The following is a 26,273-nucleotide window of genomic DNA, read 5'->3' as shown; positions in this document are numbered from 1 at the left end:
GTCAGTCTCCTTCCACGCGCAGCACCGAGACGACATGGGGGGCGACATCGCTCACGGCGAGCCTCTCCACGGTGTCGCTGAGGTCCTGCTCGCGTGCCTTGTGCGTTCCGATGACCAGTCGCGCCCGAGCGCCGGTCTCCCCGTCATCGGCGATGACGGTCTGCTCCACCGTCGCGATCGAGACACGCCCCTCGCTGAGGGTGGTCGCGATGGTCGCGAGGACGCCGGGCCGATCGTCGACCTCGAGCGTGATCTGGTACTGGGTGACCGCGTGCCCGATCTCGAGCACCGGCAGGTTCGCGCGCGTCGACTCGCCGACGCCCACGCCGCCGGCGATGTGGCGGCGGGCGGCGGAGACGACGTCGCCGAGCACGGCCGAGGCGGTCTGCACGCCGCCGGCACCGGCGCCGTAGAACATCAGGCTGCCGGCGGCCTCGGCCTCGACGAACACGGCGTTGTTCGCGCCGTGCACGCTTGCGAGCGGGTGGCTGCGCGGCACCAGGGCCGGGTAGACGCGTACCGAGATCGCCTCGCCCGTCGGGGAGCCGTGCCCGGTGAGACGCTCGCAGACGGCGAGCAGCTTGATGACGTAGCCCGCTCGGCGGGCGTCCTCGACCATCTGCGCCGTGACCTGCGTGATCCCCTCACGGTGCACCGCCTCCAGCGGCACGGCGGTGTGGAAGGCGAGCGAGGCGAGGATGGCGGCCTTCTGCGCCGCGTCGTAGCCCTCGACGTCGGCGGTCGGGTCGGACTCGGCGTAGCCGAGGGCCTGCGCCTGGGCGAGCACGTCGCCGAACGCGGCTCCCTCGGTGTCCATGCGGTCGAGGATGTAGTTGGTCGTGCCGTTGACGATGCCCATGATCCGCTGCACCCGGTCGCCGGCGAGCGAGTCGCGCAGCGGACGGATGATCGGGATGGCGCCCGCGGCCGCCGCCTCGTAATAGACCTGGGCGCCGACCTGGTCGGCGGCGTCGAAGATCTCGGGGCCGTGGGTCGCGAGCAGCGCCTTGTTGGCGGTCACGACGTCGGCGCCGGAGTTGATGGCCTGCAACAGGTAGGTGCGGGCGGGCTCGATCCCGCCGATGAGCTCGATGACGATGTCGGCGCCGAGGATGAGGGACTCCGCATCCGTGGTGAACAGCTCCTGCGGCAGATCGGTGTCGCGCGGGGCGTCCACGTCGCGCACGGCGATGCCGGCCAGCTGCAGACTGGCGCCCGCGCGGTCGGCGAGCTCGTCGCCGTGCTGGAGCAGCAGAGCGGCGACCTGCGAGCCGACGGCCCCGGCGCCGAGGAGCGCGACGCGCAGATGGCGGTAGTCGATCATGCCTCACCTTTCGTGGGGGACGTCACGCCGGCATCGCGGGCAAGCAGGTCGTCGACCGTCTCGCCGCGGACGATGACGCGCGCGCGTCCGTCGCGCACCGCGACCACGGCGGGCCTGGGTGCGTAGTTGTAGTTGCTGGAGAGCGAGAAGCAGTAGGCACCCGTCGCGGGCACGGCGAGAAGGTCGCCGGGTGCGACGTCGCCGGGGAGGTACTCCGCTTCGACCACGATGTCGCCCGACTCGCAGTGCGAGCCGACCACGCGGGCGAGCGCGGGCGCGACGGAGCTCGCCCGAGACACGATGCGCGCGGAGTACTGCGCGCCGTAGAGCGCGGGGCGCGCGTTGTCGCTCATCCCGCCGTCGACGCTCACGTAGGTGCGCACGAGTCCGTCGCCGAGCTCGACGGGCTTCACCGTGCCGACCTCGTAGAGGGTGACGCCGGCGGGACCGACGATCGTGCGGCCGGGTTCGACGGCCAGGGCGGGCACGGGGATGCCGTGGGCGGCGCAGGCGTCGGCCACCGCGTCCACGATGCGGTCGGCGAGCTCCTCGATGACCGCAGGGGTGTCGACACGGGTGTAGGCGATGCCGAAGCCGCCGCCGAGGTTCAGCACCGGCAGGTCCCCGCCGGAGAGCAGCTCGGCGTGCAGCTCGACGAGCCGCGCGGCCGATGCCGCGAACCCGGACGAGCCGAAGATCTGGGACCCGATGTGGCAGTGCAGGCCGATCAGCGCGAGCCCCGGCACCTCGCGGATGCGGGCGGCCGCGACGCGGGCCGCATCCGGCGAGAACCCGAACTTCTGGTCCTCGTGCGCCGTCGCGAGGAAGTCGTGCGTCTCGGCGTGGATGCCGGTGTTTACCCGGATCAGCACTCTCTGGGGCACGGCGGCCCCCGCCGTGATCTCGGCCAGGCGCGAGATCTCGTCGAGGCTGTCGACCACGATCGAGCCGATGCCGATCTCGACGGCGCGGCGCAACTCGGCGGGGCGCTTGTTGTTGCCGTGGAATCCGAGGCGCGCGGGCTCCGCGCCGCCCGCGAGGGCGACGGCGAGCTCTCCCGCGCTGCAGACGTCGACGGCGAGGCCCTCTTCGGCGACCCAGCGCACGACCTCGGTGGACAGGAACGCCTTGCCCGCGTAGTAGACGCGCGCATCGGCGCCATGACGCGCAGCGGCGGCGCAGAAGGCGGCGCGGACGCGGCGCGCGCGGACGCGCACCTCGTCCTCGTCGAGGACGTAGAGGGGCGTGCCGAAGCTCGCCTGCAGCGCGGCGGCGCTCACCCCGGCGAGCTCGAGCGCGCCGTCCGCGGTGCGGCGCGCCGAGGCGGGCCAGACGCCGGCGGCGAGGTCGTTCGCGTCGGCGGGGACCTCCAGCCACGCCGGCACGGTGGGCCGAGACGTCGAAGCGGACACAGAGGTAACCCAATCGGTGGTGGCTGCTGGGCGACGTGATCGGGTCCGACAGCGTCGTGCCCCCACGACACGCCGTCGCGAGTGACTCGAGTCTAGGGCACCCTCCATGCCGCGCTCGCCATGCGCTGCGGGGCGGGCGTCAGCCGCAGGAGCCCTTGGCGCGCTCCGCCGCATCCGTCAGGAGCGTCCCGCGCACGGCGAAGTCGGCGATGAGCCGGTCGCCGGTCACCTCGACGCCGGTGAGCGGCACGCCCACGGGGAGGTACTGGGCGACGCAGACGGGCCAGCTCTGCAGCAGCGGGTCGACGAGCCCGCCGAAGCGCGCGCGCAGGTCGTCTGCGGTGATGTCGGCGCCGGCGAGCTGCAGCGCGGCCGGAGTCAGCAGCAGCGCGCCGTCGGCCGCCGTCGGGGTGAGGGCGATGCCGAGAGGGAACGAGGCGCCGAAGAAGGTCAGCTCGGTCGAGGCGGTCACGTTCGGCGCGGCGAGGCCGACCGTCTCGGCGGGGAACCCGTCGACGCCGGCGAGGAGCGCGCGCAGCTGCTCGGCGTCGAGCGAGACCGTGGCGGTGCCGTCGGCCATCGTCGGTCCGTTCCAGAGCGCCAGCTCGTGCAGATCGACCTCGACGTCGCCAGTGACCTGACCGACCGTCACGTCGTCCGAGACGAGATGGACGTCGTGGACCGTGCCACCGGCCAGCTGCAGGAGGATCGATCCCGGGATGTCCACGTCGATCCGCTGATCGACCGGAAGGTCCAGCCGAGCCACGATCTGCTGACGCACGGCCTTGGTGACGAGGTCGCGTGCGATCCACTCCCCCGCGAACCAGGCGGCGACCGCGAGCGCCAGTACGACGAGCACCGCGACCAGCCACGGCCAGCGCCGATGCCGGCGCGGTGCGGCGCCCTGCTCCCGCCACTCGTCGGGAAAGGGCACCGTCGGCTGGGTGTCGCCGCTCATCGCATGCTCACATCCGTTCCGGGGCGCTCACGCCCAAGAGGTCGAGACCGTTGCGCAGCACCTGTCCGGTGGCGTCGTTGAGCCACAGGCGTGTACGGTGCAGGTCCGTCGGGGTCTCGTCGCCGAGCGGGATCACGCGGCAGTTGTCGTACCAGCGGTGGTAGAGGCCGGCGAGCTCCTCGAGGTAGCGGGCGATGCGATGGGGCTCACGCACGTCGGCGGCGAACGCCACCAGACGCGGGAACTCCTGGAGGGCCCCGAGCAGCGCCGACTCGGTCTCGTGGGTCAGCAGCGCGGGGGCGAAGGCGCTGCGGTCGATGCCGGATGTCGCGGCGTTCCGGCCGACGTTGTGCGTGCGCGCGTGGGCGTACTGCACGTAGAACACCGGGTTGTCGTTCGTGCGCTTGCGCAGGATCTCGGGATCGAGGGTCAGCGGCGAGTCGGCGGGGTATCGCGCCAGCGAGTACCGGAGCGCGTCGGTGCCGAGCCACGTCCGCAGATCGTCGAGCTCGATGATGTTGCCCGCCCGCTTGCTCAGCCGCGCGCCGTTGACCGACACCAGCTGCCCGATGAGCACCTCGATGTCCTTCTCGGGATCGTCTCCGGCCGCACCGGCGAGCGCCTTGAGGCGATGCACGTAGCCGTGGTGGTCGGCGCCCAGCAGGTAGATCTTGTGCCGGTAGCCGCGATCGCCCTTGTTCAGGTAGTAGGCCGCATCCGCCGCGAAGTAGGTGTACTCGCCGTTCGAGCGGCGGATGACGCGATCCTTGTCGTCGCCGAAGTCGGTCGTGCGCACCCACACGGCGTCGTCCTGGTCGAAGACGTGCCCCTGCGCGCGCAGACGGTCGACGGCCTCGTCGACGAGGCTCGGAGCGCCGTCCGCGCCGGGCGCGTGCAGCACGCGCTCGGAGAACCACTCGTCGAAGTGCACGTTGAACTGCTCGAGCGAGGCCTGGATCTCGCCGAGCTGCAGCCGGTAGGCGAGCTCACCCACCTCGTGCAGCTTCTCGTCGCCGACGAGCTCGTCGAGGTCGGGGCGCTCCGCGCGCACCCGTGCGGCGAGCTCCTGGATGTACGCCCCCGCGTAGCCGTCCTCGGGGCCGGGCACGCCCTCGACCGCGGCGAGCACCGACCGGCCGAAGCGGTGCATCTGGGCGCCGGCGTCGTTGATGTAGAACTCGCGCACGAGGTCCGCCCCCGAGGCGAGCAGCAGCCGGGCGATCGCGTCGCCGAGCGCGGCCCAGCGGGTGTGCCCGATGTGCAGCGGCCCGGTGGGGTTGGCGCTCACGAACTCGAGGTTGATCGAGTTGCCGCGCTGCGAGGTGTTGTGGCCGAAGGCGGCGCCCGCCTCGACGATGACCTTCGCCAACGCGCCGGCGGCGGCCGCGTCCAGACGGATGTTGATGAACCCGGGGCCCGCCACCTCGACGGCAGCGATGCCGTCGACCTCGGCGAGGGGGCCGGCGATCTCGGCCGCGAGGTCGCGCGGGCTCGCGCCGAGCCTCTTGGCGAGCTTCAGCGCGATGTTCGACGCCCAGTCGCCGTGCTCGCGGTTCTTCGGGCGGTCGAGCACGACGTCGGTGACCGACAGGTCGACCGCGGCGCCGGGGCGTCGCGCCTCGGCGAGCGGGGCGACGACGGCGAGGAGGGCGGCGGAGAGCTGTTCGGGATCCATGGCGTCCTCCATCCTACGATCGCGCGGGCGCGTGGCCCGCCCGTCGCCCTGGACCGCGAGACTGCAGTGGCGCGCCGAGACAGCGGGACAACCCCGCGGTCTCGACGCCCGGCTGCAGTCTCGCGGTTTCTGCCGGATGCGGTGAGGCCGGCTACGCGAGCTGGACGGGGGCGAGGTGGTCGTCGACGACGGATGCGGCACCCGCGCCCGCATACCAGGCGTCCACGCGCAGGCGCTCGAGTCCGACGTGTCCGCCGTGGTAGCTGAGGAAGGCGCAGTCGGCGGCGTCGCGCCCCGTGGCGATGCGCACGAGCGACGAGCGCGGCGCGAGACGGGTGGCGTCGACGACGTACCAGGCCCCGTCGAGGTACGCCTCGGCGACGGCGTGGAAGTCCATCGGATCGAGCCCGGGCGCGAAACAGGCGGCGTAGCGCGCCGGCACGTCCATGGCGCGCAGCAGCGCGATGACGAGGTGCGCGTAGTCGCGGCAGACGCCCTGCCCGGTCATGAGGGTCGTCACGGCGCTGTCGGTGCCGAGGCTGAGCCCGGGCGTGTAGGTGACGCTCGCGGCGACGAACGACGACACCGCGTCGACGAGGTCGTGGCCCTCGACGCCCCGGAACTGGCGTCGCGCCTGCGAGAACACCTCGTCGGACTGGCAGTACCGGCTCGGTCGCAGATACGTGATCGCCTCGAGGTCGCTCGTGTGCGCGTGCGTCGCGCGACCCGAGACGGTCGCCTCGTAGCGTACCTCGAGCAGCCCGGCCTCGGCCGTCAGCCGGTGCAGGCGGCTGCCGGACTGGTCGACGATCTCGGTCGCCGTGTAGATCCGGTCGCCCTGACGGAAGGTCAGCTGCTCGGTCGAGACGGGCATCGTCTGGGCCGCGGTGATCTGGAAGACGAGGTCGACGCACGACTCGAGATCGAGGTCCATCTCTGCGGTCACGACGCGCTGCACCGAGCAATCCTCGCATGTCGCCGGACTCCGCGGAGACCTCTCGTGACGCCGGTGGATCCGGCCCCGTCGAACTCGTCATACGCTCATCGCATGACTCGATCGTCCCGCCCCCGCGCGCGCCGTTCGCTGGCCGCGATCTCGGCGGTCGCGGCGGCGATCGCGGTGGTCTGCGCGCTCGCGCTCTGGCGCCCCTGGGGTCCCGGCGAGGCGGTCGTCGCGCAGGCCGAGGCGGGGCCCGCCGACGCCGCCGCGATCGCGCCGATCGAGCTGCCGGAGCATCCCCGCGTCCTGGTCTTCGGCGACTCGTGGACCTACGGGTCCGCGGCGACCCTGCCCACCGAGGGATACGCCTATGTGCTGGCGGGACTCCTCGATGGCGAGACCGTCGTCGAGGGCGTGCGCGGCAGCGGCTACCTCGTGCCGGGAGCCGAGGGCATCGGCACGTTCGGCGAGCGCATCGCCCGGCTCGACCCGACCCTGGACCCCGACCTCATCATCGTGCAGGGCTCGATCAACGACCGCAGGAGCGCGCTCGACGGATACGCGGATGCCGTCACCGCCGCGTGGGACGACCTCGCCGCCCGCTACCCCGACGCCCGTGTCCTCGTCCTGGGTCCCGCCCCGCAGGTCCTGCCCGTCGAGAGCGCGACCGCGCAGATCGATCGGACGCTCGCGGCCCTCGCGGGCGCTCGCGGATGGCCGTACGTCTCGCCGATCCTCGAGGAGTGGATCACGGCCGAGGACTACGGCTGGATCATCGACAGCGGCGAGATCGGGCGCGACCACCCCACCACCGCGGGGCACGCCTACCTCGCCGAGCGGGTCGCCCGCGCCCTCGCGTCCTTCGCACCCGCGTCCTGAGCCACCGCGGTTCCGGAGTCGCCCGCGTCCCGGGCCGTCGCGTTTCGGGCCGCCGAACAGCGCGACGACGCCGATTCTGTGAGGATGACGCGACGAGAGGGAGTAGTTCCCGCAGAGCGCGTCGACATGCTGGTGAGACTGACCTCACCCGGTGCGCCGCCCGGATTCCCGGGTGAACGAGACTCTCGACACCCATCGCCGGGTCGGGGTCTCCGGACGCCGCCGGCAGGAAGGCGCCTTTCGTGTCGTTGTTCAACCTGTTCGTCGTGGCCGTCGGCGTCTCCGCCGACGCATTCGCCGTCTCGCTCGCGCAGGGAGTGCGCCTGCGGCGGCACGTCCAGCGCGACGCCCTGCTCATCGCCCTCACGTTCGGCCTGTTCCAGGCACTCATGCCGCTCATCGGCTGGATCGTCGGCGCACAGCTGAACGAGTTCATCGCCCCCGTGGACCACTGGGTCGCGTTCGGCCTGCTCGCCCTCATCGGCGGGAAGATGCTGTGGGAGGCCTTCCGCGGAGACCACGACGACCGCCCCGCCGGCCGCATCTCCGTCCGGGAGCTTCTCGCGCTCGCCGTCGCGACGAGCATCGACGCCCTCGCTGTGGGCCTGAGCTTCGCGTTCCTGCACGTCGACATCGTGCTGGCGGTCATCGTGATCGGGGTCATCACCGCGGTGCTCACCTACGCGGGCGTCCTCATCGGACACCGCGTCGGCCGCCGGTTCGAGAAGATCGCCGAGATCGCCGGCGGTCTCGTACTCATCGGCATCGGCACGAAGATCCTCCTCGAGCATCTCCTCGTCTGAGCGCGAGCCGCGCCCGCCCGGAGCCCGCGCCCCGGTCAGCGCGGCGAGAGGTCGGGAAGCGCACGGGTGCCGAACTCGTGCCGCAGGGCGCTCAGCGCCGCCCACCATCCGCCGAGCCCGTGCACACCGGGTCCGGGACTCGTCGATGCCGAGCACAGGTAGACGCCCGGGATCGGGGTGCGCCACGGGTCCGGGCCGAGGGTCGGCCGGCGCAGCAGCTGGGCCATCGTGGGCGCCCCGGCCGAGATGTCCCCTCCCGGATAGTTCGGGTTGTCCCGAGCCACCTCGACCGCGCTGCGCGAGCGCGAGGCGAGGATCGTGTCGCGAAAGCCGGGCGCGAACCGCTCGATCTGCCGCACGATCGCCTCCTCGCGATCCGCGGGCGAGCCCGCCGGCACGTGCGTGTAGGCCCACAGCGTGTGCTCGCCCGCGGGCGCACGGGCGGCATCGAACAGCGACGGCTGCGCGGCGAGCACGTAGGGATTCTCGCTCAGACGGCCCGCTCCCACCGCGTTCTCGGATGCGGCGATCTCCGCGCGCGTGCCGCCGAGGTGCACCGTCCCGGCCTCGCGCACGGCGGGGTTGGCCCACGGCACGGGATCCGACAGCGCGAAATCGACCTTCGCGACCCCGTCGCCGTACCGGAACCGCGCCAGCGCCCGGCGATACGCCGCGGGCACCGCGTCGCCGGCGATCCGGATCAGCGCCGCCGGGGTGACGTCGAGGAGCACGACCCGGGCCGCCGGGAGCTCGGCGAGGGAGACGACCTCGTGACCGGTCACGATCTTGCCACCGTGCGCGCGGAGGTCGTCGGCCATGGCGTCCGCGATCGCCTGGCTGCCGCCGATCGGAAGGGGCCAGCCCCGGGCATGCCCGTAGGCGGCGAGCGCGAGCCCGGCGCCTGCGGCCGCGAGGCTCGGCTGGGGCAGGATGCTGTGGGCCGATACGCCGGTGATCATCGCGGGCGCCGCGTCCTGGCGGAAGCGGAGGTTCCACGCGGCGCTGCCCTGCTCGATCGCACGCGCGCCGAACAGCGACGCCGTCAGCGGATCGGCCGGCAGCCGCAGCAGCGACCCGCCTGTGAAGGAGGCCACCGCCGACGCACGCTCGACCAACGGCGCCATGAGTCGCGCATAGGCGACGCCGTCGCCGCCGAGTCCCTCGCGCGTGCGGTCGAGATCGCGGTAGGCGATGCCCGCCCGCCCGCCGTCGAGCGGGTGCGCGTACGAGATCTCGGGGACGGCGAAGCGCACCCGCGAGGCGAGTCCGAACTCGCGGAAGAACCGGGACTCGAACGCGAGCGGATGGACGGCCGAGCACACGTCGTGCCGGAATCCCGGCAGGGTGAGCTCGCGCGTCGACGCTCCCCCGCCGATGCCGTCGGCGCGTTCGTAGACCCGCACCTGCAGCCCCGCACGCGCGAGGGTGACGGCGGCGGCGAGCCCGTTCGGGCCGCTTCCGACGACGACCGCGTCCACGCGGTCGCTCACGGGACCCGGTCCTCGCGTTCCCGACCGATCGAGGTGTGCTCGACCGGTCGAGCCGACATCCCCTCGGCCAGATAAGCCAGCCGATGCAGGGTCTCGTTGTTCCGCCAGTGCAGCGGAAGGTCGAGCGCCGGAGCGGGGATGAGGCTGCCGGGCCCGGCGACCGCCTCCTCCTGCATGCGGACCAGTGCCCCCGACCCGTGCGGCTTCACGTCGATCACGACCTTCGCCTCGCCCAGCGGCCAGCCCTTCGCGCGCAGGACGATGCGATGGGGCGGGTCGATCTCGAGCACCTCCGTCGCGTCGTCGATCAGCACGGGCCACACGCCGAACGAGTGGTGCAGACGCGACCCCACCGCGGGCCAGTCGTCGCCGACGTCCCGCATCCGGGACGCGCCGACGACCCAGCTCGGAAAGAGCCAGCCGTTGCCGAGCACGCGGAAGACGTCGTCGGGCGAGCATCGCACCAGGCGGACGTTGCGGGACATGGGGCCTCGACTCTCCGGCGGCCGGGGACGACCGTCCCTCAGAACGCTACAAACCGTTCGCCGTCACCGCGCGCGGTTGCCTCGAGGCCGATCTGCGGATATGGCGATCGAGCCGGACGCGGGCGCATGAGTCTAGACCTCGGGAGAGGTCCGGTCGAGAGCCCCTCGGAGCGCGTCGGCGGGCGGATGCTGTGGGCACCCCATCCCTCAGCCCCGGAGGCAGCCATGTATTTCCATCTGCAGGAGTTCATCAACGAGATCGCTCAGGACGAGCCCGATCCGGCCGCGGCAGGCGCGCTGCAGGAAGGGCTCGGCGGCCAGTTCGGCGAGATGCGCACGATGATGCAGTACCTGTTCCAGAGCATCAACTTCCGCGGTCCCGCGGGCAAGCCCTACAAGGACCTCATCCAGGGCATCGGCACCGAGGAGATCAGCCACGTCGAGCTCATCGGCACCACGATCTCCCGACTCCTCGACGGTTCTCCCCGCTATCGGGGCGAGGCCACCGATCCGGTGGACGCCCCCGGCGCGGGCGGCGCCGTGCCCCTGAAGATCGCGCTCTCGGCGGGCAACATCCACCACTACCTCGTCGGCGCGCAGGGCGCCCTGCCGGTGGACGCGGTGGGCAACCCCTGGAGCGGCAGCTACGTCTACAACTCGGGCAACCTCGTGCTCGACCTGCTTTACAACCTCATGCTCGAGTCCACCGGGCGACTGCAGAAATGCCGGCTCTACGAGATGACCGACAACAAGACCGCGCGCAGCACGATCTCGTACCTGATCGTCCGGGACCAGGCGCACGAGAACGCCTATGCGAAGGCGCTCGAGACCCTCGGGATCGACTGGCGCACGTCGCTGCCGATCCCGAAGACGAACGCCGAGGCGTTCCCCGAGGTCAAGGCTCTCCTGGACCGGGGGCTGCAGAGCAAGCAGTACTCCTTCGACCTCACGGCGCAGTCCGAGGCGGGGAAGATCTTCCAGGGACTGTCGCCCTCGAACGACGGCACCGAGCTCGACGCGAGCGAGCAGGCGCCCGAGGGCGTGCCGATCACGATCTCGCCCGAGCGGCTCGAGGAGTTCTCGCCCGGGGCCGACAGCGAGCTCCGAGAGCTCATCGAGGCGACCGCCGCGATGGAGATGGCCGACATCGACGCCACGTTCGGCAAGATGCGCTGAGCACGGCGTGCCGAACTCCTCCTCCGTGGCTCCACCGGCACCCCCGATACGCGATTCGGCACGGATCCGGAGGAGTTCGGCGGCACCCCGACGGTGACGGCAGTTTCCGGATTGTCGCGCGCCGATTGGCGCAGAGGGGCCCTCAGCCCATAATCTCGCGCGCGTGCCCCTGACCCGCGTGCCCGCTCCCGAGCCCTCCGCCGCTGTTCCACTGCCGCTCAGCGCGCGCGCCGGGCTGTCCCCGCGGCCCGCCACGGCCGGGATCGCCCTCGATCTGGGTGGCGCGGCGCTGCCGGAAGCCGTCCGGGATCTCGCGCGGGAGCGCTGGGCGCTGGACGTGACGACCGCTCCCGGCGCCGTCGATCCCTGGGGCCTGCCGGCCGTGGGCGCGTTGCTCGGCCAGGCGCGCGCCGAGCAGGTGATCCGCGCCTTCTCCGCCCGGACGAACCTCAGCCTGGCGGGCGCGCGCGTCGCCGTCGTCGGCGACGGCCCCATCGCCGCCGCCCTGTCCACCGCGCTCACGCGGATCGGCAGTCGCGTGCTCGTGGTGAGCGGCTCCCCGCTCCCCCGCCTGCGCGCGCGCCTGGCGGGTCTCGCCGATGCGCCGCCCGACGAGCTCGGCCCAGCCCACCTCGACCACGTGTTCCACTCCGGCGAGGCGGACGAGCCGATCTCCGTCCCCGGCGCGGGCCGCCTCCTCGTCGACGCCTCGCCCGCCGGCGCGGCGATTCCGGATGCAGCATCCGCGCACGCGGCGGACAGCGGCGACGGTGACGCGGCGACCGCGGATGCGGCGCGCTCCGGCGTGCACGCGGTCGTCGGCGGGGGCTGGCGCGTGGACCCCCCGCCCCTCATCTCCACCGCCGCATCCGGGAACGGGCTCTCCGGCCTGGACCGCCACGTCGCCGACGTGATCGTGGCGTTCGCCCTCCTCACGACGCAGGGCGAAACCATCGACCCCGACCGCGCCGACGCGCAGCTCGCCGAGCTGGTGATCGCATGAGCGGCCGGATCGCGGATCCCACCCGCTGGCGGGAGGGCGCGGAGCGCATCGCCTGGGCGCGCACCTTCATGCCCGCCACCCGGGCGATCGGCGACGAGCTCGCCGCGGCGGGCACCGTGCGGGACGTGCGCATCGCGATCTCGGACGTGCTCGAGCCTAAGACGGCGAACCTCGCCCTCTCGCTCGCCGAAGCCGGCGCCGACGTGGCCGTGTCGTGCGTCGGACGCGACACCGACGACGCGGTCGCCGCTGCCCTCGCCCACGCCGGCATCCCCGTCTACGCCTTCGCCGCGGCCGGGTCCGCCGAAGACCGCGAGAACGTGCTGGCGCTCCTCGGCCACCGCCCCGACATCATCGTCGACGACGGGTCCGCCACCATCCGGCTCGCGCACATCGAACGGCCCGACGTCCTGGATGCAGCGATCGGCGCGACCGAGCAGACCACCAGCGGCGTGCGGCCGCTACGCACGATGGAGCGGCTCGGCGAACTGCGACTGCCCGTCGTCGCCGCGAACGACGCTCGCACGAAGTCGCTCTTCGACAACGCCCACGGCACCGGCCAGACGGTCGTGTTCGCCGTCGCGGACCTCCTCGGCGAGCCCTTCGCCGGAGCCCACGTCGTGGTGGCCGGCTACGGGCGGGTGGGCAGCGGCATCGCCCGGCACGCCTCGGCGCTCGGCGCGCGCGTCACGGTCGCCGAGGTCGACCCCGTGGCGGCGCTCCAGGCCGCGTTCGCGGGCTACGCCGTGCTCCCGCTCGTCGACGCGGTGGCGGATGCGGACATCCTGATCTCGGCGAGCGGGGTGGCGGGCACGGTCGGGTTCGAGCATCTGCAGCGGCTTCCGGAGCACGCGGCGGTCGCCGTCGGCGGCGGTGTCTCGCAGGAGATCGCGCTCGACGACGCGGTGCGCCGCGGAGCCGTCGAGGTCTCCCGCAGCGGCAAGGTCTCGGCGTTGCGCATCCCCGGCGGGCGCACGATCCGGATCCTCGATGACGGTCACTGCATCAACGTCAGCGCGGCCGAGGGCAACCCGGTGCAGATCATGGACCTGTCGTTCGGGGTGCAGCTGGCCGCGGTCGCCTATCTGATCGAGGAACGCGACCGGCTCGACGCGCGTGTGTACGCGCTCCCCCGCGCGGCGGACGACCGTGTGGCCGCCGCCGCCCTCGCGTCGTTCGGCGGTACGGTCGACACCGTCTCCGAGACCCAGCGCGCCTTCCTCGACTCCTGGCGCCCCGCCGCCCCGTGACCGCCACCGATCGAACAAGCGACCCATGAGCTCTCTCGTCCTCCACCGCGCCCGCACCGTCCTGCCCGTCGCGCCGCCGCCCATCGCCGACGGCGCCGTGCTCGTCGACGGCGGCACCGTCGTCCGTGTCGGCACGCACGACGAGCTGACGGCCGCTCTGCGGGATGCGGCGTTCGAGCGCGTGGAATGGGACGGCACGCTCGTCCCCGGCCTCGTCAACGCGCACACGCACCTGCAGTACTCGGACATGGCGGTGGTCGGTCAGGGCAGCTACTCCGGCTTCGAGACGTGGATGAGCGCGTTCATGGAGCTGTATCCCGTGCCGCGCGACTGGGGCGCATCGGCCGCCGAGGGCGCGCGGCAGGCGCTCCGGACGGGCACGACCGCCGTCGCCGAGATCGTCACCGACCCCGAAGCGGCTGCCGCGACGCACGAGGCGGGGCTGCACGGCGTCGCGTACTGGGAGGTGCTCGGCTGGAGCGACGCGGCCTGGGGAATCGACGGCCGCGAGACGGTGATCGCGCAGCTGCGCGCGCTTCCCGAGCCGCCGACGGCCGGGATCTCGCCGCACGCCATCTACTCACTCGACACCGAGGTGCTCCGCGACCTCACCGCACTCGCCGCGGAGCTCGGCGTGCGCCAGCACATCCATGCGGCCGAATCCGCGTGGGAGGACGCCTACGTCCGCACCGGCACCGGCGACCTCGCCGATCGCGCGCGAGCGCACGGCCGCGGCGAGTTCGCCCTGCTGCGGGACGGCGGCGCCGGTCACGGTGTGATCGCATACCTCGACTCGGTCGGGGCGCTGAACCCCCGCACACATCTCGCCCACGGCGTCTACGTCGACGCCGACGATCGCGCCCTGTTGCGCCGACGGGGGGTCTCGGTCGCCCTCTGCCCCCGGTCGAACGCCGTGATCGGACTCGACCCGCCGCCGATCGGCGCGTATCTGCGCGAGGGAAACCCGATCGCGGTCGGCACCGACTCGCTCTCGTCCTCGCCCTCTCTCAACGTGCTCGATGACGTCGCGGCGCTGTACAGCCTGGCCCGCAGCCAGGGCTATGCCGACGCGGACCTGCACGCGCGCCTGCTCGGGGCCGCGACCCGAGGCGGCGCCGTCGCGCTCGGCCTCGACGCGCCGGCGACGGGCGTGCTCCAGTCGGGCGCCCGCGCCGACCTCGCGGTCTTCCCCATCCGTGCCGGCGACCCGCGCGACGCCCTCGCCGAGCTGGTCGAGGTCGGCGCGCCGGAGTCCCTCGCGACGATCATCGACGGCCGCACGCGCTCGCGCGCCGCCGCCGGCCCGTGGCGCGACCTCGCCTCCCCCGGGCGCGCTACGGCCGGCCCGAAGCACGACCCGGCCGACCCGAGGGAGGACACCCGTGCCTGATCCGAGACCCCTGCTCTACGGGCTGTACGAGCAGGCATGCGTCGGCAACGGCTCGGGCGCCGTGAGCCTATGGACGCATCCCGCCGACGAGCGACTCACCGCCACGGGGCTGCGCTACTGGCTCGACCTCGGTCGTCGCGCTGAGGAGGCCGGGTTCGACCTGTTCTTCTTCGGCGACGTCCTGGGCCTCTACGACACCTACCGCGGGTCGGCCGCGACAGCCCTGGAATGGGGCGTGGAGCTGCCCGCGCACGACCCTCTCCTGCACATCCCGGCCCTCGCCGCGGTGACCGACCGGATCGCCTTCGGCGCGACGGTCTCCACGACCTACGAGCACCCGTTCGCGCACGCCCGCAGGTTCAGCACGCTCGATCATCTGACGGACGGGCGTGTCGCCTGGAACATCGTCACCTCGTACCTGCCCGGAGCCGCCCGCAACTTCGGCCTGGACGTCATCGCCCACGACCGGAGGTACGACCGCGCCGACGAGTTCCTCGAGGTCGCGTACGCCCTCTGGGAGGGCAGCTGGGAGGAGGAGGCCTTCCGCGGCAGCAAGGCCGAGCGCGTGTTCGCCGATGCCTCCCGGGTGCACGCGATCGACCACGTCGGGGAGCAGTTCCGCGTCGCCGGACCCCACGTGAGCGTGCCGTCGCCGCAGCGCACGCCGGTGCTCGTGCAGGCCGGCTGGTCGCCGCGCGGACGCGAGTTCGCCGCGCGCCACGCGGAGCTGATCTTCGTGGGCGACTCCGATCCCGCCGCCATCCGCTCCGGGCTCGCCGACATCCGTTCGCGGGCCGCGGCGCTCGGGCGGGATCCGGAGCAGATCCGCGCCGTCGTCGGCATCAACGTGATCACCGCGCCCACGCGCATCGCCGTGCAGCAGAAGGTCGACGACTTCCAGGCGCACTACTCGTCCGAGGCACAGCTGGCCGCTTACGCGGGATGGAGCGGCATCGACTTCTCGCGATACGCCGACGACGAGCCCATCGCGAAGCAGAACACGAACCACACCCAGACCGCGGGCACGCGCCCGGACACACCGCCGCTGCTCGCCGGCGACGTGCGGCGGCAGTTCGCGTCGGTGACCGCGTTCGCCGACGATCGCTTCATCGGTACCCCGGGTGAGATCGCGGCGAACATCGAGTCGTTCGTCGCCGAGTCGGGCATCGACGGCTTCCTGCTGCACCAGTTCATCTCTCCGGACTCGCTCGACGACTTCGTCGAACTGGTCGTGCCGGAGCTCCGCGTCCGCGGCCTGTACGGCCGGTTCCCGCACGACGGCACCCTCCGCTCACGCCTGCGCGCGGACCGCGCCGATCGCCTGCCGCCCGGGCATCCGGCCGCCTCGTACCGCCGAGGCAGCTGACCGATCCCGCCCGGTGCGGGCGTGCGCCCGATGGCCCGCGATAGCCCCCGATCTCCCGCGGGCTCGGGCGACCGGCGGGCCCGACAAGCGAACGAGCCCGACGATCGGCGGGCCCGTGCCGGTCAGGCGAGGGTGCCGGAGGGGCGGCCGAAGGGCCAGGCCGTGGGGGCGATCCGGCCCGTGTCGATCGGCGCACGACGGTCGCCGGTGGCGAGCGCGCCGACGAAGCGGCGGCGGAACTCCACGGCGTCGAAGCTCGTGATCGCGCGGGTGACCGGGCCCTCAGGGGTGCCGAACACGAGCGGCAGCCCGTCGTGGGTCAGGGCGACACGGGTGGCGAGCGAACCGCCGTACGGCGTGAAGTCGACCGGACCGTCGATCCATCCGGTGACGATCTCGGGACGGTGGAGGATCGCGGTCGCGAGGCCGTCGTGCGCCGACGAGATCCGTCTCCCCCACTTGTACTGGTAGAAGTCGTTGTACGCGTCGAGCACGTCGCCGGCGAATCGCGCCCACGGCGTGCCGACGCTGTAGAGAACTCCCAGGACGTCTTCCTCGAGCAGCGCTTGCGCGGTGACGTTGACCCCCACCATCACGACGTTGCCGTTGTTGCGCGCACCGAACACGCGCTCCGCAGCGATACGGTCGTTCGCGGTGTTGGCATCGGTGATGGTCGCCCCACCGGGCGCCGGGTACGGACCCGCTCCTCCCATGATGACCACGGAGCGGTACTTCAGGAAGAGATCGGGATCGAGCTCGAGCGCCCGGGCGATGTTGGTCAGCGGACCGATCGGATGCAGGTCCACCTGCCCGGGGAGCTCGTTCGCCACCCGCACCAGGTACTCGACCGCGGTCTCCTCCTCCACCCGCAGAGGCGCACGGTCGAAGCGGTCGCCCAGCCCGTCGGAGCCGTGCACGAAGTCGGCGATGCTCGCTTCCCCCTCGATGGGCCCCGCCGCGCCGAGATACACCGGGATGTCCTCGCGGCCGGCGATCCGCAGCACGGTCGCGACGTTCTGCGCCGCATCCCGCACCGGAGTGTTGCCGTAGATGGTCGTGATCCCGAGGATCTCCACATCCGGCTGCGCGAGCAGGTAGAGCAGCGAGTGCGCATCGTCGAGCCCGGTGTCGGTGTCGACGACGATCCACTGCGCGGTCGGATCGGGGGTCGAGGGTACGGTCATGTTCTCTCCTTCGGGTGAACAACCTTCCTACCCTGCCCGGGACGGCACCCGCTCCGCTCGAGGATGACGCTGGATGTCGGAGTGTTTCTTCCGACGTGACGCCGGGGCGTCCGACGAGTCATCATGCCGTCACCGGCATTCGCCGTCCTTTCACCCCGACGACCGGTGCACCCCGGTCGAGACAAGGACTCTGCACCATGGCATCTCTCCACAGGCGCGCGCGTATCGCCGCCCTCCCGGCCGTCGGCCTCTCGGCCGCGCTCATCCTCTCGGGCTGTTCGTCCTCGGGCGACGACGCGTCCAACGGCGAGGGGTTCGAAGGCATCGAGCTCACGATCTGGAACAACATCGACTTCGATCCGTACCAGACGCTCCAGAAGGAGTACTTCGAGTCCTGCGCCGATGAACTCGGCATCACCGTCGACGTGCAGACCCAGTCCGGCGACTACACGACGAGCCTGCTGCAGGCGGCGAGCTCGCAGACCCTCCCCGACATCGCGCTGCTGTCGACCGACACGCAGCTTCCCGAGCTCGCCTCACAGGGGGTGCTCGCCGACCTGTCCGCCTACGACGTGTCCACCGAGGGCCTCGACGACACCGTCGCCGCCCTCGGCGAGTATGACGGCACCCTGTACGGGCTGACGGTGCAGGTCGAGGACTACGCGCTGTTCTACAACAAGGAGGCCTTCGCCGCCGCGGGCGTCGAGGAGACCGCTCCGGAGACCTTCGCCGACCTCGTGACGCTCGCGTCGTCGCTCACCACCGACGGCCAGCAGGGCATCGTGCTCCCGGGCATCGGCGGCGACGGCTCGACGCCCGTCTACTTCCTGCCGTTCCTCCTCTCCGCCGGCGGCGACCCCGCCGACCCGACGAGCGAGGGTGCGGTCGCGGCGGTCGACCTGTACAAGCAGCTCGTCGACGCTGGCGCCCTCTCGAACGAGTTCGTGAACTGGGGCTGGGACTCGATCGACCAGTGGACCTCCGGCTCGGCCGCGATCACGGTCTCGGGCCCGTGGAACCTTGTCGACACCAGCATCGCGTTCGAGTACGGCACCTTCCCCTTCCCGACCGCCGAGGCCGGCGAGTCGCCGCGGGTGAACCTGCTGGGCTACGCGTACGGCGTCGCGGCGAGCTCCGACACCGACCGCGAGGCCGCCGCCGCCGCTCTCGTCGAGTGCCGCGCGTCGGAGGAGAACCAGCTCGACACCGCGATCCAGGGCGGCTACATCCCGGCGCTCACCAGCGCCCAGGACGCCTTCGTCGCCGAGGTCCCGGCGGCGGAGTCCTTCGTCGAGGCTGTGCAGGGCGCGTACAACTCCGCCGAGCTCGGCACGGAGTGGAACACGCTCCAGCAGCAGTACGTCGACGCCATCCAGGGCGCGACGGTCGACGGCCAGACCGCCGAAGAGGCTCTGCAGCAGGCATCCGCCGGTTGATGACCTCGCCGTCTGTGGCGACCGGCCGGCCGGGGGTGCGCACCCCCGGCCGGCCGCGGCTGTCCCTCGCGGGCCGCCGCCGCGCGGAGCTGTGGGCCTTTCTCGTACCGGCGATCGCGTTCTTCGCCCTCTTCTTCCTCTTCCCGCTCGGCTACGGCGTGTTCATGAGCACGACCGAGTTCACCACCGGCACCTTCATCACCGGCCGCGCCCCGTTCGTCGGGCTCCAGAACTTCGCCGACATCCTCGCCGCGCCGGTCACCGGCCGTGCGATCGCCAACACGCTCGTGATCACCGTGGTCGCCGTCACCAGCGAGCTCGTGCTCGGTCTGGCGCTCGCCCTGCTGTTCACGCGGCGCTTCCCGGGCAGCCGATGGCTCCCGGCCCTCATCCTCATCCCGTGGCTCCTGCCGGCGGTCGTGGTCGCCACGATCTGGAAATCGCTCCTGTCCGGCGGCGGTGCGGTCAACGACGTGCTCGAGACCCTGGGGCTTCCCACCGAGGCATGGCTCGCGAACCCCGCCACCGCTCTGCCCGCGGTCATCGTCGTCGCGGTGTGGGCGAGCCTGCCGTACTGGTCCACCATCTTGAGCGCCGCGCTCAAGCAGGTGCCGGCCGAGCAGCTCGAGGCCGCGCAGCTCGACGGCGCGGGGGCGTGGCAGCGGCTCAGGTCGATCATCGTCCCGGCCATCTGGCCCGTGATCTCGGTGCTCGTCATCATGAGCGTCGTCTACACGCTGCTCATCGTCGACCTCGTCCTCGTGCTGACCGCCGGAGGGCCGGCCAACAGCACCGTGACCCTGGGGCTGCTGTCGTACCGGTCCGCGTTCCAGGAGTTCAAGTTCGGCCCCGGAGGGGCGTACGGGATGCTGCTGCTGGGCATCAGCTTCGTGTTCGCCATCGTCTACACGCTGCTGTCCATGCGCAAGGAGCGCTCCGAACGATGACCACCACCGCCCCCGAGCGCACCGGAACCGTGCCCGCCGCCGTGACCACGCGGCATCCGCCCCTGCGCCGCCGCGGGTGGGGCTGGACCGTGCTCACCGTCGCCATCCTCGTGGTCTATCTCTTCCCCGTGTACTGGATGCTGTCCGCCTCGCTGCAGCCGAACGCCAACTCGGCCAATACGGCGTGGTTCCCACTCGAGCCCGGCCTCGGCGGCTACGAGACCGCGCTCGACGACGCGGGCCTGAGCGGTCTGCGCGTGACGATCGTCGTGTCGCTCGGCTCGGTGCTGGTGAGCCTGCTCGTCGCCACCCCGGCCGCCTACGCGCTGAGCCGGCTGCGCTCGCGCGCCGTGAGCCTCGCGCTCATCCTGCTGCTGCTCGCCCAGATGATCCCCAGCATCGTGCTGGCGACCTCGTTCTACGCGATGTTCAACGAGTGGGGGCTGCTGAACACATACCTCGGTCTGATCCTCGCGAACGCGACGGCGGGCGTCCCGTTCGCGATCATCGTGATGCGCTCGTTCATGCTGGGTCTCGACCCCGAGATCCTCGAGGCCGCCACCGTCGACGGGCTCGGCCCGCTCGGCACGCTGTGGCGGATGGTCGTCCCGCTCTCGCGCAACTCGATCATCACCGCCGGGGTCTTCACGTTCCTCTTCAGCTGGGGTGACCTGCTGTTCGGGCTGACCCTCGTGACCCGCAATGAGATGTACCCGGTCTCGGTGCTCATTCTTGCGCTGTCGAACTCGAACCTCAACACGTGGGCGGCGACGATGGCGGCGTCCCTCGTCGCGAGTCTCCCCGCGCTCGTAGTGATCTTCGCCGCGCAGCGGCACGTGAAGGCGGGCCTCGCCGCCGGCGGCGGGCGCTGAAGCGAGAGTCTCGTCCTCTCGGTCCCTGAGCGAGGAGCACAGCTCCGAGACGAAGGACAGCGGTGCGCCCGGCGCGCGACGCACGATCGTCACGACCTCTTGATATCCATACCCCCCTGGGGTATATCTGTAGATACCCCCTAGGGGTATCTGAGAGGAGCAGCGACATGAGCATGACGACCACCTACGCCGTCACCGGGATGACCTGCGGACACTGCGAGGGATCGGTGCGCACGGAGGTCTCCCGTCTTCCCGGCGTCGAGCGGATCGACGTCAGCGCGGCCACCGGACGGCTGACCGTGACCTCCCGACTCCCGATCGCCGACACCGCGGTCGTCGCCGCGGTCGACGAGGCGGGCTACCGGGCGGTGCGTGCCCGATGACACGCGAAGATCCCCCGGTCCCCGCACACCGGCACGAAGAGCGCTCCGCCCCGTCCGCGCACGGCGCCCACCACGTCGGCACGCAGGACGGCGCCGACGCTGCCCACGGGCATGCACGCCATCCCGGACACGAGGGCCATCCCGACCATCAGCACGGCGGGCACGATCACGGCGATCACGTCGGGCAGTTCCGCCGGCTGTTCTGGATCATGCTCGCCCTCGCGGTGCCGGTGATCGGCTTCAACGGGATGTTCTCCCACCTCATCGGCTACCGCCTGCCCGAGACCGAGTGGCTGCCGTGGATCTCACCGCTGCTGGGCACCGTCGTCTACGCCTGGGGCGGCCGGCCGTTCCTGACCGGAGCGGTCGGCGAGATCCGCGCCCGCAAGCCCGGGATGATGCTGCTGATCGGCCTGGCGCTCACGGTGGCGTTCGTCGCCTCGTGGGGCGCGAGCCTGAATGTGCTGGATCACGAGCTGGACTTCTGGTGGGAGCTCGCCCTGCTGGTGGTCATCATGCTGCTGGGTCATTGGATCGAGATGCGTTCGCTCGCCCAGACCGCCTCGGCTCTGGACTCCCTCGCCGCACTCCTGCCGGACGAGGCCGAGAGGATCGAGGGCGACGAGGTGGTGCGGGTCTCACCGGCCGATCTCGCGGTCGGCGACGTCGTCCTCGTCCGCCCGGGCTCGACCGTGCCCGCCGACGGCAGGATCGTCGACGGCAGCGCGAGCATGGACGAGTCCATGGTGACCGGAGAGTCCAGAAGCGTCCGCCGGCAGAAGGGCGACACGGTCGTCGCCGGCACCGTGGCCACCGACTCCGGGCTGCGCGTGGAGGTCACCGCGACGGGCGACGACACCGCTCTGGCCGGCATCCGCAGGCTGGTCGCCGACGCACAGGCCTCGTCCTCCCGAGCCCAGCGCCTCGCCGACACCGCCGCCGCGTGGCTGTTCTGGTTCGCCCTGGGCGCCGCCGCGATCACCGCGGTCGTCTGGTCGCTCGTCGGTCTGCCCGATGTCGCCGTGGTGCGCACCATCACGGTGCTGGTCATCGCCTGCCCCCATGCCCTCGGTCTGGCGATCCCGCTGGTGGTGTCGATCGCCACCGAACGCGCCGCCCTCGGCGGCGTCCTGATCAAGGACCGCCTGGCGCTCGAGTCCATGCGCGCCGTGGACGCGGTGCTCTTCGACAAGACCGGAACCCTCACCAGGGGGGAGCCGGCCGTGAGCGGCGTGAAGTCCGCGCCGGCGCACGCCGACGACGAGGTGCTCGCGCGGGCCGCCGCGGCCGAGAGCGACAGCGAGCACCCGCTCGCCAGGGCGATCGTCGGCGCCGCCCGCGGCCGAGGGCTCCGGGTGGCCGCCGCCGCCGGCTTCTCGTCCTCTCCGGCGGTGGGCGTGAGAGCGACCGTGGACGGAGCCGTCATCGAGGTCGGGGGCCCGTACCTTCTCGAGCGGCACGGGCTCGATGAGCTTCCCGTCGCCGACACGTGGCGGAAGGAGGGCGCGATCATCCTCCACGTCGTCGCCGACGGCGAGGTCGTCGGCGCACTGCGCCTGTCCGACGAGATCCGACCGGAGTCCCGCGAGGCCGTCGATGCGCTCCACGCCGCGGGCGCGCAGGTCGTGATGATCACCGGCGACGCGCAGGCGGTGGCCGACACCGTCGCGAAGGAGCTCGGCATCGACCGCGTGTTCGCCGGGGTCCGCCCCGAGGACAAGGCCGCCAAGGTCGCAGAGCTCCAGCACGAGGGCAGGAAGGTGGCCATGGTGGGCGACGGCGTCAACGACGCCCCGGCTCTGGCGCAGGCCGATGTGGGCATCGCGATCGGTGCCGGCACGGACGTCGCCATCGGATCGGCGGGCGTCATCCTCGCCTCATCCGACCCCCGCGCGGTGCTCTCGGTCATCGAGCTGTCGCGGGCGACCTACCGGAAGATGGCGCAGAACCTCTGGTGGGCGGCCGGCTACAACCTCGTCTCGGTCCCCCTGGCCGCCGGCGTCCTGGCCCCGATCGGGTTCGTGCTGCCCATGAGCGTCGGAGCGATCCTGATGTCGGGCTCCACCGTCGTCGTCGCACTCAACGCCCAGCTGCTGCGCCGCCTCGATCTGCGACCCGAGGACACCGCGCGGGCGTTCATCGAGGCTCGGCCGTCATGACCCGCCCGCTCCGAGCCCGCGGAGCGCGCTCACGCCGCCGGAAGGAGACACGACCATGACGCCGACCGCGGGCGCGCACGGCCACGTCACCGACAAGGACCGCTACCTCGCGCGAGTGAAGAGGATCGAGGGCCAGGCTCGAGGCATCCACCGCATGGTCGCCGAGGACGCCTACTGCATCGACATCCTCACCCAGATCAGCGCCCTCACGTCGGCGCTGGAGAGCGTCGCCCTCGGACTGCTCGACGACCACCTCAGACGCTGCGTCCTCGACGCGGCCGCGGAGGGCGGCCCCGAAGCCGACCGGAGGATCGCCGAGGCGTCGGCCGCGATCGCCCGGCTCGTGAGGTCCTGAGCGTCAAAGGCCCCGCGCCCTGTCGCGTCATCTCCAGGGCGAGCCGGCTGGAGCAGTTCACGCAGTTCACGCAGTTCCACGACAGGGTCCTCGCCGAGCTCGCCGCCGACATCGGCCGCATCCGCGCCGGCTGCAGCGATCAGCACCGCAGACTCGCGAACCAGGAGTTCTCCACCCGCATGCGCATCGGCGAAGGAGACGAGATCTACGCCGCCCTCGCGAAGCCGGTGATCCTCGCCCCTGAGATCCGGCAGGAGACCCTCCCCTGGACGGAACGCCACGCGCGGACGCCGAAGCCGAGACTCCGACACGAGTCAACGTGCCGGAGTCTCGAACATCGAACAACGGGTGCCCCCGACAGGAGTCGAACCTGCGACCTACGGTACCGGAAACCGGCGCTCTATCCACTGAGCTACGGAGGCGTACCGATCGAGACTATCACCCGGGAACCGGCCTCCTGACGCCTCAGGGATACCCGATCGTCCAGAGCACGAGCACGGCGAGCGCCTGCAGTCCGATCGCGGCGCCGAGCGTCCCGCGGCGCCATGCCCGGGTCGAGCTCAGCCGTTCGTGGGCGAGCAGGGGCGAGGCGGGCAGGAGCAGTCGGAACAGGCTCTGCTGCGGCAGGAACACCCCGAACAGGTACAGGCCGTAGCTCAGCACGAATGCGCCGATCACCAGGCCCAGGCGGCGGACCGATCGCGACCAGATCAGCATCCCGCACAGGGCCATGGCCACGAGCACCAGCAGGATGCCGAAGACCCCGAGGTAGGTGCCGGCGAACAGGAACCAGGGGGTCAGCGGGACGAAGTGCACCTCGCCGAGGTACGGACGCCACCAGGACGTCTCGGTGAGGACGTAGGCGTGCGGGGTGGCCGTGACGATCTCGACGATCCACGCCCAGGAGAGCCCCGCCACGGCGATCGAGAGCCCCGCGACGAGCAGGCCCACGATCTGCGCCGCCGGGAACGGGTCGACCCGGCGGCGCGCCCAGCGCACGACGAAGAGGATGCCGAGGGCGAGGGCGAGCGTGAGCGCGCCCGGTCGGACGAACGCGGCGAGGACGCCGATCGGTGCGATCCACATGAACCGCCGTCGCACTGCCAGCAGCAGCCCCGCGAACAGGAGCATGAGGAACAGCGACTCGGCGTAGGCGACCATGAAGATGAACGACAGCGGCCCGAGGGAGAAGAGGACCACCGCCCACCACGCCTGCCGCGGCGAGGTCACTGCGCGCAGGAAGAGGAAGAGCGCGACCGTCGCGCCGGCACTGAAGACGACGCCGAGCACGATGCCGCTGAGCTGCCAGCCCCAGCCGGTCGCGTCCGCGACCGCGCGCTCGAGCAGCGGGAAGACCGGCATGAAGGCCCAGTCGTTCGGATACACCGTCCCGCTCGCGTCGATGGGCAGTTCGAGGGGGTAGCCGATCCGCGAGATGCGGCCGTACCGGTCGGCATCCCATGCGGTGAGGAACGAGAGGAAGTCCCCCGCGGGGAGACCCTGCGCTCCGAACCCCCAGTCGAAGGTCTTCGACAGCGCATAGCCGATACCGAGGAGCGCGAGGCTGACCGCACGGCCGAGCGCCCAGACCCGGAGCACGGCGGCGAGGTCGCGGCGGGTGACGCGCCGCACGCGCGGGTCGGGACGCATCGCGTCCTCGACCCAGCCCCTCACGCCCGCCCCCGCCCGGCGGAGACGACCGCGCAGAGACCCGTCGGGCGCGGTCGCTCCCGGCGGCCGGCGCGCGGAGTCGGTCGAGGTCACGAGGTCCTTCCCGCGCGCCGTGCACGCCTGGAGCCGACGGGTATGCGGCGAGCCGCCGCGTCGCTGGGAGGATCATGCCATGCCCGCCCCCTCATCCGGGTGAACGGGATGTCATGCGGGCGAACAGAGCCCCGCTCCGCGCGGGTCAGACCAGGAACCAGCCGTCCAGCAGGCCCGGGTTGTGGGCGTGCACGAGCACGGCGAACACGACGGCGTCGAAGAGCAGGTGCACCGTCACGACGTAGGCGAGCGATCGGGTGCGCAAGAAGATGAAGCCCTGCAGCAACGCGAAGGGGATGGTCAGCGCCGGGCCCCAGGCGCGGTAGCCGAGCTCCCACAGGAACGAGACGAACACGATCATCTGGAGGACGTTCGCGACGGGATCGCGCAGATGTCGGCGCAACAGCGCGAAGACCGTGCAGACGAAGAACAGCTCGTCCCAGATGCCGACGGTGCCGACGCCGACGAACAGGCGCGCGATGAGATCGGGAGTGTCGACGACGGGCCAGTTGAGGTACACGCCCGACGTGATGAAGTAGAACGGCAGGATCAACCAGCCGAGCACCAGCACGGCGGCGAGCCACGACCACTGGAACAGCGTCCAGCGCCCGCCGCCGCGCCACGGGAACCGGATGCCGTGATCACGGTAGACGAACCGGGAGACGAGATAGGGCACGGCGACGGCGCCGCCGAGTGCGAGCGTGAAGCGCAGCATGGCGGCGTTGTCGAGCTCGGCCGCGAGCGGGATGGCGCTGACGATGAGAAGGCCCAGGCCGATGAGCGAGAGGTCGCGCAGCAACGAGGGGCGCCGGGACGAGCCGATGCCCGCGTCGACGGGCTCCCCGCGACGGTCGAGCCACCACGCCGCAGCGAGCCCTGTTGCGAGCAGCAGCCAGCCGAGCCACGGCGTGAGCAGCACGAAGAACGCGGGCGCGGCGAGGCAGACGAGCAACGCGGGCAGGATGCCCCACGTCCACAGCGGGCGCCCGGTCGACGGGATCGCCGATGTCGCAGCCGGCACG

General features: G+C 71.9%; 23 protein-coding genes and 1 tRNA gene. 13 read left to right on the top strand and 11 right to left on the bottom strand.

Translation table 11 applies throughout. The features are described from left to right. Position 1: 1 nt before the first annotated feature. The 5 genes from GVL03_RS07285 to GVL03_RS07265 form a co-directional block, all read right to left on the bottom strand. Entirely contained in the window at positions 2-1,324 is a 1,323-nt protein-coding gene (locus GVL03_RS07285; protein WP_159500322.1) for a homoserine dehydrogenase, read from the bottom strand. Beyond that, positions 1,321-2,736: a diaminopimelate decarboxylase gene (gene lysA, locus GVL03_RS07280; protein WP_159500321.1), complete on the bottom strand. Its 1,416-nt coding sequence runs from the start codon at positions 2,734-2,736 to the stop codon at positions 1,321-1,323. Before lysA ends, GVL03_RS07285 begins: the two co-directional genes overlap by 4 nt. Before the next feature lie 139 nt (positions 2,737-2,875). Further along, positions 2,876-3,694, bottom strand: a complete 819-nt coding sequence (locus tag GVL03_RS07275) for a DUF2993 domain-containing protein (protein WP_159500320.1) — start codon at positions 3,692-3,694, stop codon at positions 2,876-2,878. A gap of 7 nt (positions 3,695-3,701) precedes the next feature. After that, on the bottom strand, positions 3,702-5,369 hold the full coding sequence (locus tag GVL03_RS07270) for an arginine--tRNA ligase (protein ID WP_159500319.1): 1,668 nt from the start codon (positions 5,367-5,369) through the stop codon (positions 3,702-3,704). A gap of 151 nt (positions 5,370-5,520) precedes the next feature. Continuing rightward, positions 5,521-6,327 (bottom strand): transglutaminase family protein, encoded by an 807-nt coding sequence (locus GVL03_RS07265; protein ID WP_159500318.1) that lies wholly within the window; start codon positions 6,325-6,327, stop codon positions 5,521-5,523. A gap of 90 nt (positions 6,328-6,417) precedes the next feature. Between GVL03_RS07265 and GVL03_RS07260 the strand changes: the two genes are divergently transcribed. Next, a complete protein-coding gene (locus tag GVL03_RS07260) occupies positions 6,418-7,188 on the top strand; it encodes an SGNH/GDSL hydrolase family protein (RefSeq protein WP_159500317.1) in 771 nt (256 codons plus the stop codon). Positions 7,189-7,430: 242 nt separating this feature from the next. Further along, positions 7,431-7,991: a manganese efflux pump MntP family protein gene (locus tag GVL03_RS07255; protein WP_159500316.1), complete on the top strand. Its 561-nt coding sequence runs from the start codon at positions 7,431-7,433 to the stop codon at positions 7,989-7,991. A gap of 35 nt (positions 7,992-8,026) precedes the next feature. Here GVL03_RS07255 and GVL03_RS07250 read toward each other — a convergent pair whose 3' ends face one another. Beyond that, positions 8,027-9,481 (bottom strand): NAD(P)/FAD-dependent oxidoreductase, encoded by a 1,455-nt coding sequence (locus tag GVL03_RS07250; protein ID WP_159500315.1) that lies wholly within the window; start codon positions 9,479-9,481, stop codon positions 8,027-8,029. After that, on the bottom strand, positions 9,478-9,966 hold the full coding sequence (locus tag GVL03_RS22280; RefSeq protein WP_159500314.1) for an SRPBCC domain-containing protein: 489 nt from the start codon (positions 9,964-9,966) through the stop codon (positions 9,478-9,480). Before GVL03_RS22280 ends, GVL03_RS07250 begins: the two co-directional genes overlap by 4 nt. 225 nt (positions 9,967-10,191) lie before the next feature. Between GVL03_RS22280 and GVL03_RS07240 the strand changes: the two genes are divergently transcribed. The 5 genes from GVL03_RS07240 (at position 10,192) to GVL03_RS07220 (ending at position 16,151) form a co-directional block, all read left to right on the top strand. Beyond that, on the top strand, positions 10,192-11,142 hold the full coding sequence (locus GVL03_RS07240; protein ID WP_159500313.1) for a manganese catalase family protein: 951 nt from the start codon (positions 10,192-10,194) through the stop codon (positions 11,140-11,142). 163 nt (positions 11,143-11,305) lie between these two features. Further along, positions 11,306-12,145, top strand: a complete 840-nt coding sequence (locus tag GVL03_RS07235) for a hypothetical protein (RefSeq protein WP_159500312.1) — start codon at positions 11,306-11,308, stop codon at positions 12,143-12,145. Continuing rightward, entirely contained in the window at positions 12,142-13,395 is a 1,254-nt protein-coding gene (locus GVL03_RS07230; protein ID WP_159500311.1) for an adenosylhomocysteinase, read from the top strand. The genes GVL03_RS07235 and GVL03_RS07230 overlap by 4 nt, the downstream gene beginning before the upstream one ends. Before the next feature lie 25 nt (positions 13,396-13,420). Then, entirely contained in the window at positions 13,421-14,785 is a 1,365-nt protein-coding gene (locus tag GVL03_RS07225; protein WP_159500310.1) for an amidohydrolase family protein, read from the top strand. Further along, complete coding sequence (locus GVL03_RS07220; RefSeq protein WP_159500309.1) at positions 14,778-16,151, top strand: NtaA/DmoA family FMN-dependent monooxygenase; 1,374 nt, start codon at positions 14,778-14,780, stop codon at positions 16,149-16,151. Before GVL03_RS07225 ends, GVL03_RS07220 begins: the two co-directional genes overlap by 8 nt. A 122-nt stretch (positions 16,152-16,273) precedes the next feature. On the opposite strand, the gene GVL03_RS07215 is transcribed toward GVL03_RS07220, so the two are convergent. Continuing rightward, positions 16,274-17,335, bottom strand: a complete 1,062-nt coding sequence (locus tag GVL03_RS07215; RefSeq protein WP_159500308.1) for a nucleoside hydrolase — start codon at positions 17,333-17,335, stop codon at positions 16,274-16,276. Between the two features lie 197 nt (positions 17,336-17,532). Here GVL03_RS07215 and GVL03_RS07210 point away from each other — a divergent pair, with 197 nt between their 5' ends. From GVL03_RS07210 to GVL03_RS07185, 6 genes are all read left to right on the top strand, one after another. After that, positions 17,533-18,771: an extracellular solute-binding protein gene (locus GVL03_RS07210; RefSeq protein WP_159500307.1), complete on the top strand. Its 1,239-nt coding sequence runs from the start codon at positions 17,533-17,535 to the stop codon at positions 18,769-18,771. Then, entirely contained in the window at positions 18,771-19,718 is a 948-nt protein-coding gene (locus GVL03_RS07205) for a carbohydrate ABC transporter permease (protein WP_159500306.1), read from the top strand. Before GVL03_RS07210 ends, GVL03_RS07205 begins: the two co-directional genes overlap by 1 nt. Continuing rightward, on the top strand, positions 19,715-20,590 hold the full coding sequence (locus GVL03_RS07200) for a carbohydrate ABC transporter permease (protein ID WP_159500305.1): 876 nt from the start codon (positions 19,715-19,717) through the stop codon (positions 20,588-20,590). The genes GVL03_RS07205 and GVL03_RS07200 overlap by 4 nt, the downstream gene beginning before the upstream one ends. A gap of 167 nt (positions 20,591-20,757) precedes the next feature. Beyond that, positions 20,758-20,973, top strand: a complete 216-nt coding sequence (locus tag GVL03_RS07195) for a heavy-metal-associated domain-containing protein (RefSeq protein WP_159500304.1) — start codon at positions 20,758-20,760, stop codon at positions 20,971-20,973. Beyond that, positions 20,970-23,132: a heavy metal translocating P-type ATPase gene (locus GVL03_RS07190; protein WP_200847088.1), complete on the top strand. Its 2,163-nt coding sequence runs from the start codon at positions 20,970-20,972 to the stop codon at positions 23,130-23,132. Before GVL03_RS07195 ends, GVL03_RS07190 begins: the two co-directional genes overlap by 4 nt. A gap of 55 nt (positions 23,133-23,187) precedes the next feature. Beyond that, complete coding sequence (locus GVL03_RS07185) at positions 23,188-23,487, top strand: metal-sensitive transcriptional regulator (protein ID WP_159500303.1); 300 nt, start codon at positions 23,188-23,190, stop codon at positions 23,485-23,487. Positions 23,488-23,836: 349 nt separating this feature from the next. Here GVL03_RS07185 and GVL03_RS07180 read toward each other — a convergent pair. The 3 genes from GVL03_RS07180 to GVL03_RS07170 all read right to left on the bottom strand — a co-directional run bounded on the left by GVL03_RS07180 (position 23,837) and on the right by GVL03_RS07170 (position 26,272). Then, a tRNA-Arg gene (locus tag GVL03_RS07180) sits at positions 23,837-23,909 on the bottom strand. Between the two features lie 43 nt (positions 23,910-23,952). Beyond that, the gene (locus tag GVL03_RS07175; RefSeq protein ID WP_159500302.1) at positions 23,953-25,251 is read right to left on the bottom strand and encodes a hypothetical protein; all 1,299 of its coding nucleotides are present in this window, start codon (positions 25,249-25,251) and stop codon (positions 23,953-23,955) included. A gap of 145 nt (positions 25,252-25,396) precedes the next feature. Beyond that, positions 25,397-26,272: a CPBP family intramembrane glutamic endopeptidase gene (locus GVL03_RS07170; protein WP_235038065.1), complete on the bottom strand. Its 876-nt coding sequence runs from the start codon at positions 26,270-26,272 to the stop codon at positions 25,397-25,399. Position 26,273 lies beyond the last annotated feature (1 nt).

This window comes from Microbacterium sp. 18062 (genome assembly GCF_902706225.1).
Classification (GTDB): Bacteria; Actinomycetota; Actinomycetes; order Actinomycetales; family Microbacteriaceae; genus Microbacterium.
Note: the sequence above shows the minus strand (reverse complement) of the source record. Positions and strands in the feature narration are given on the sequence as shown.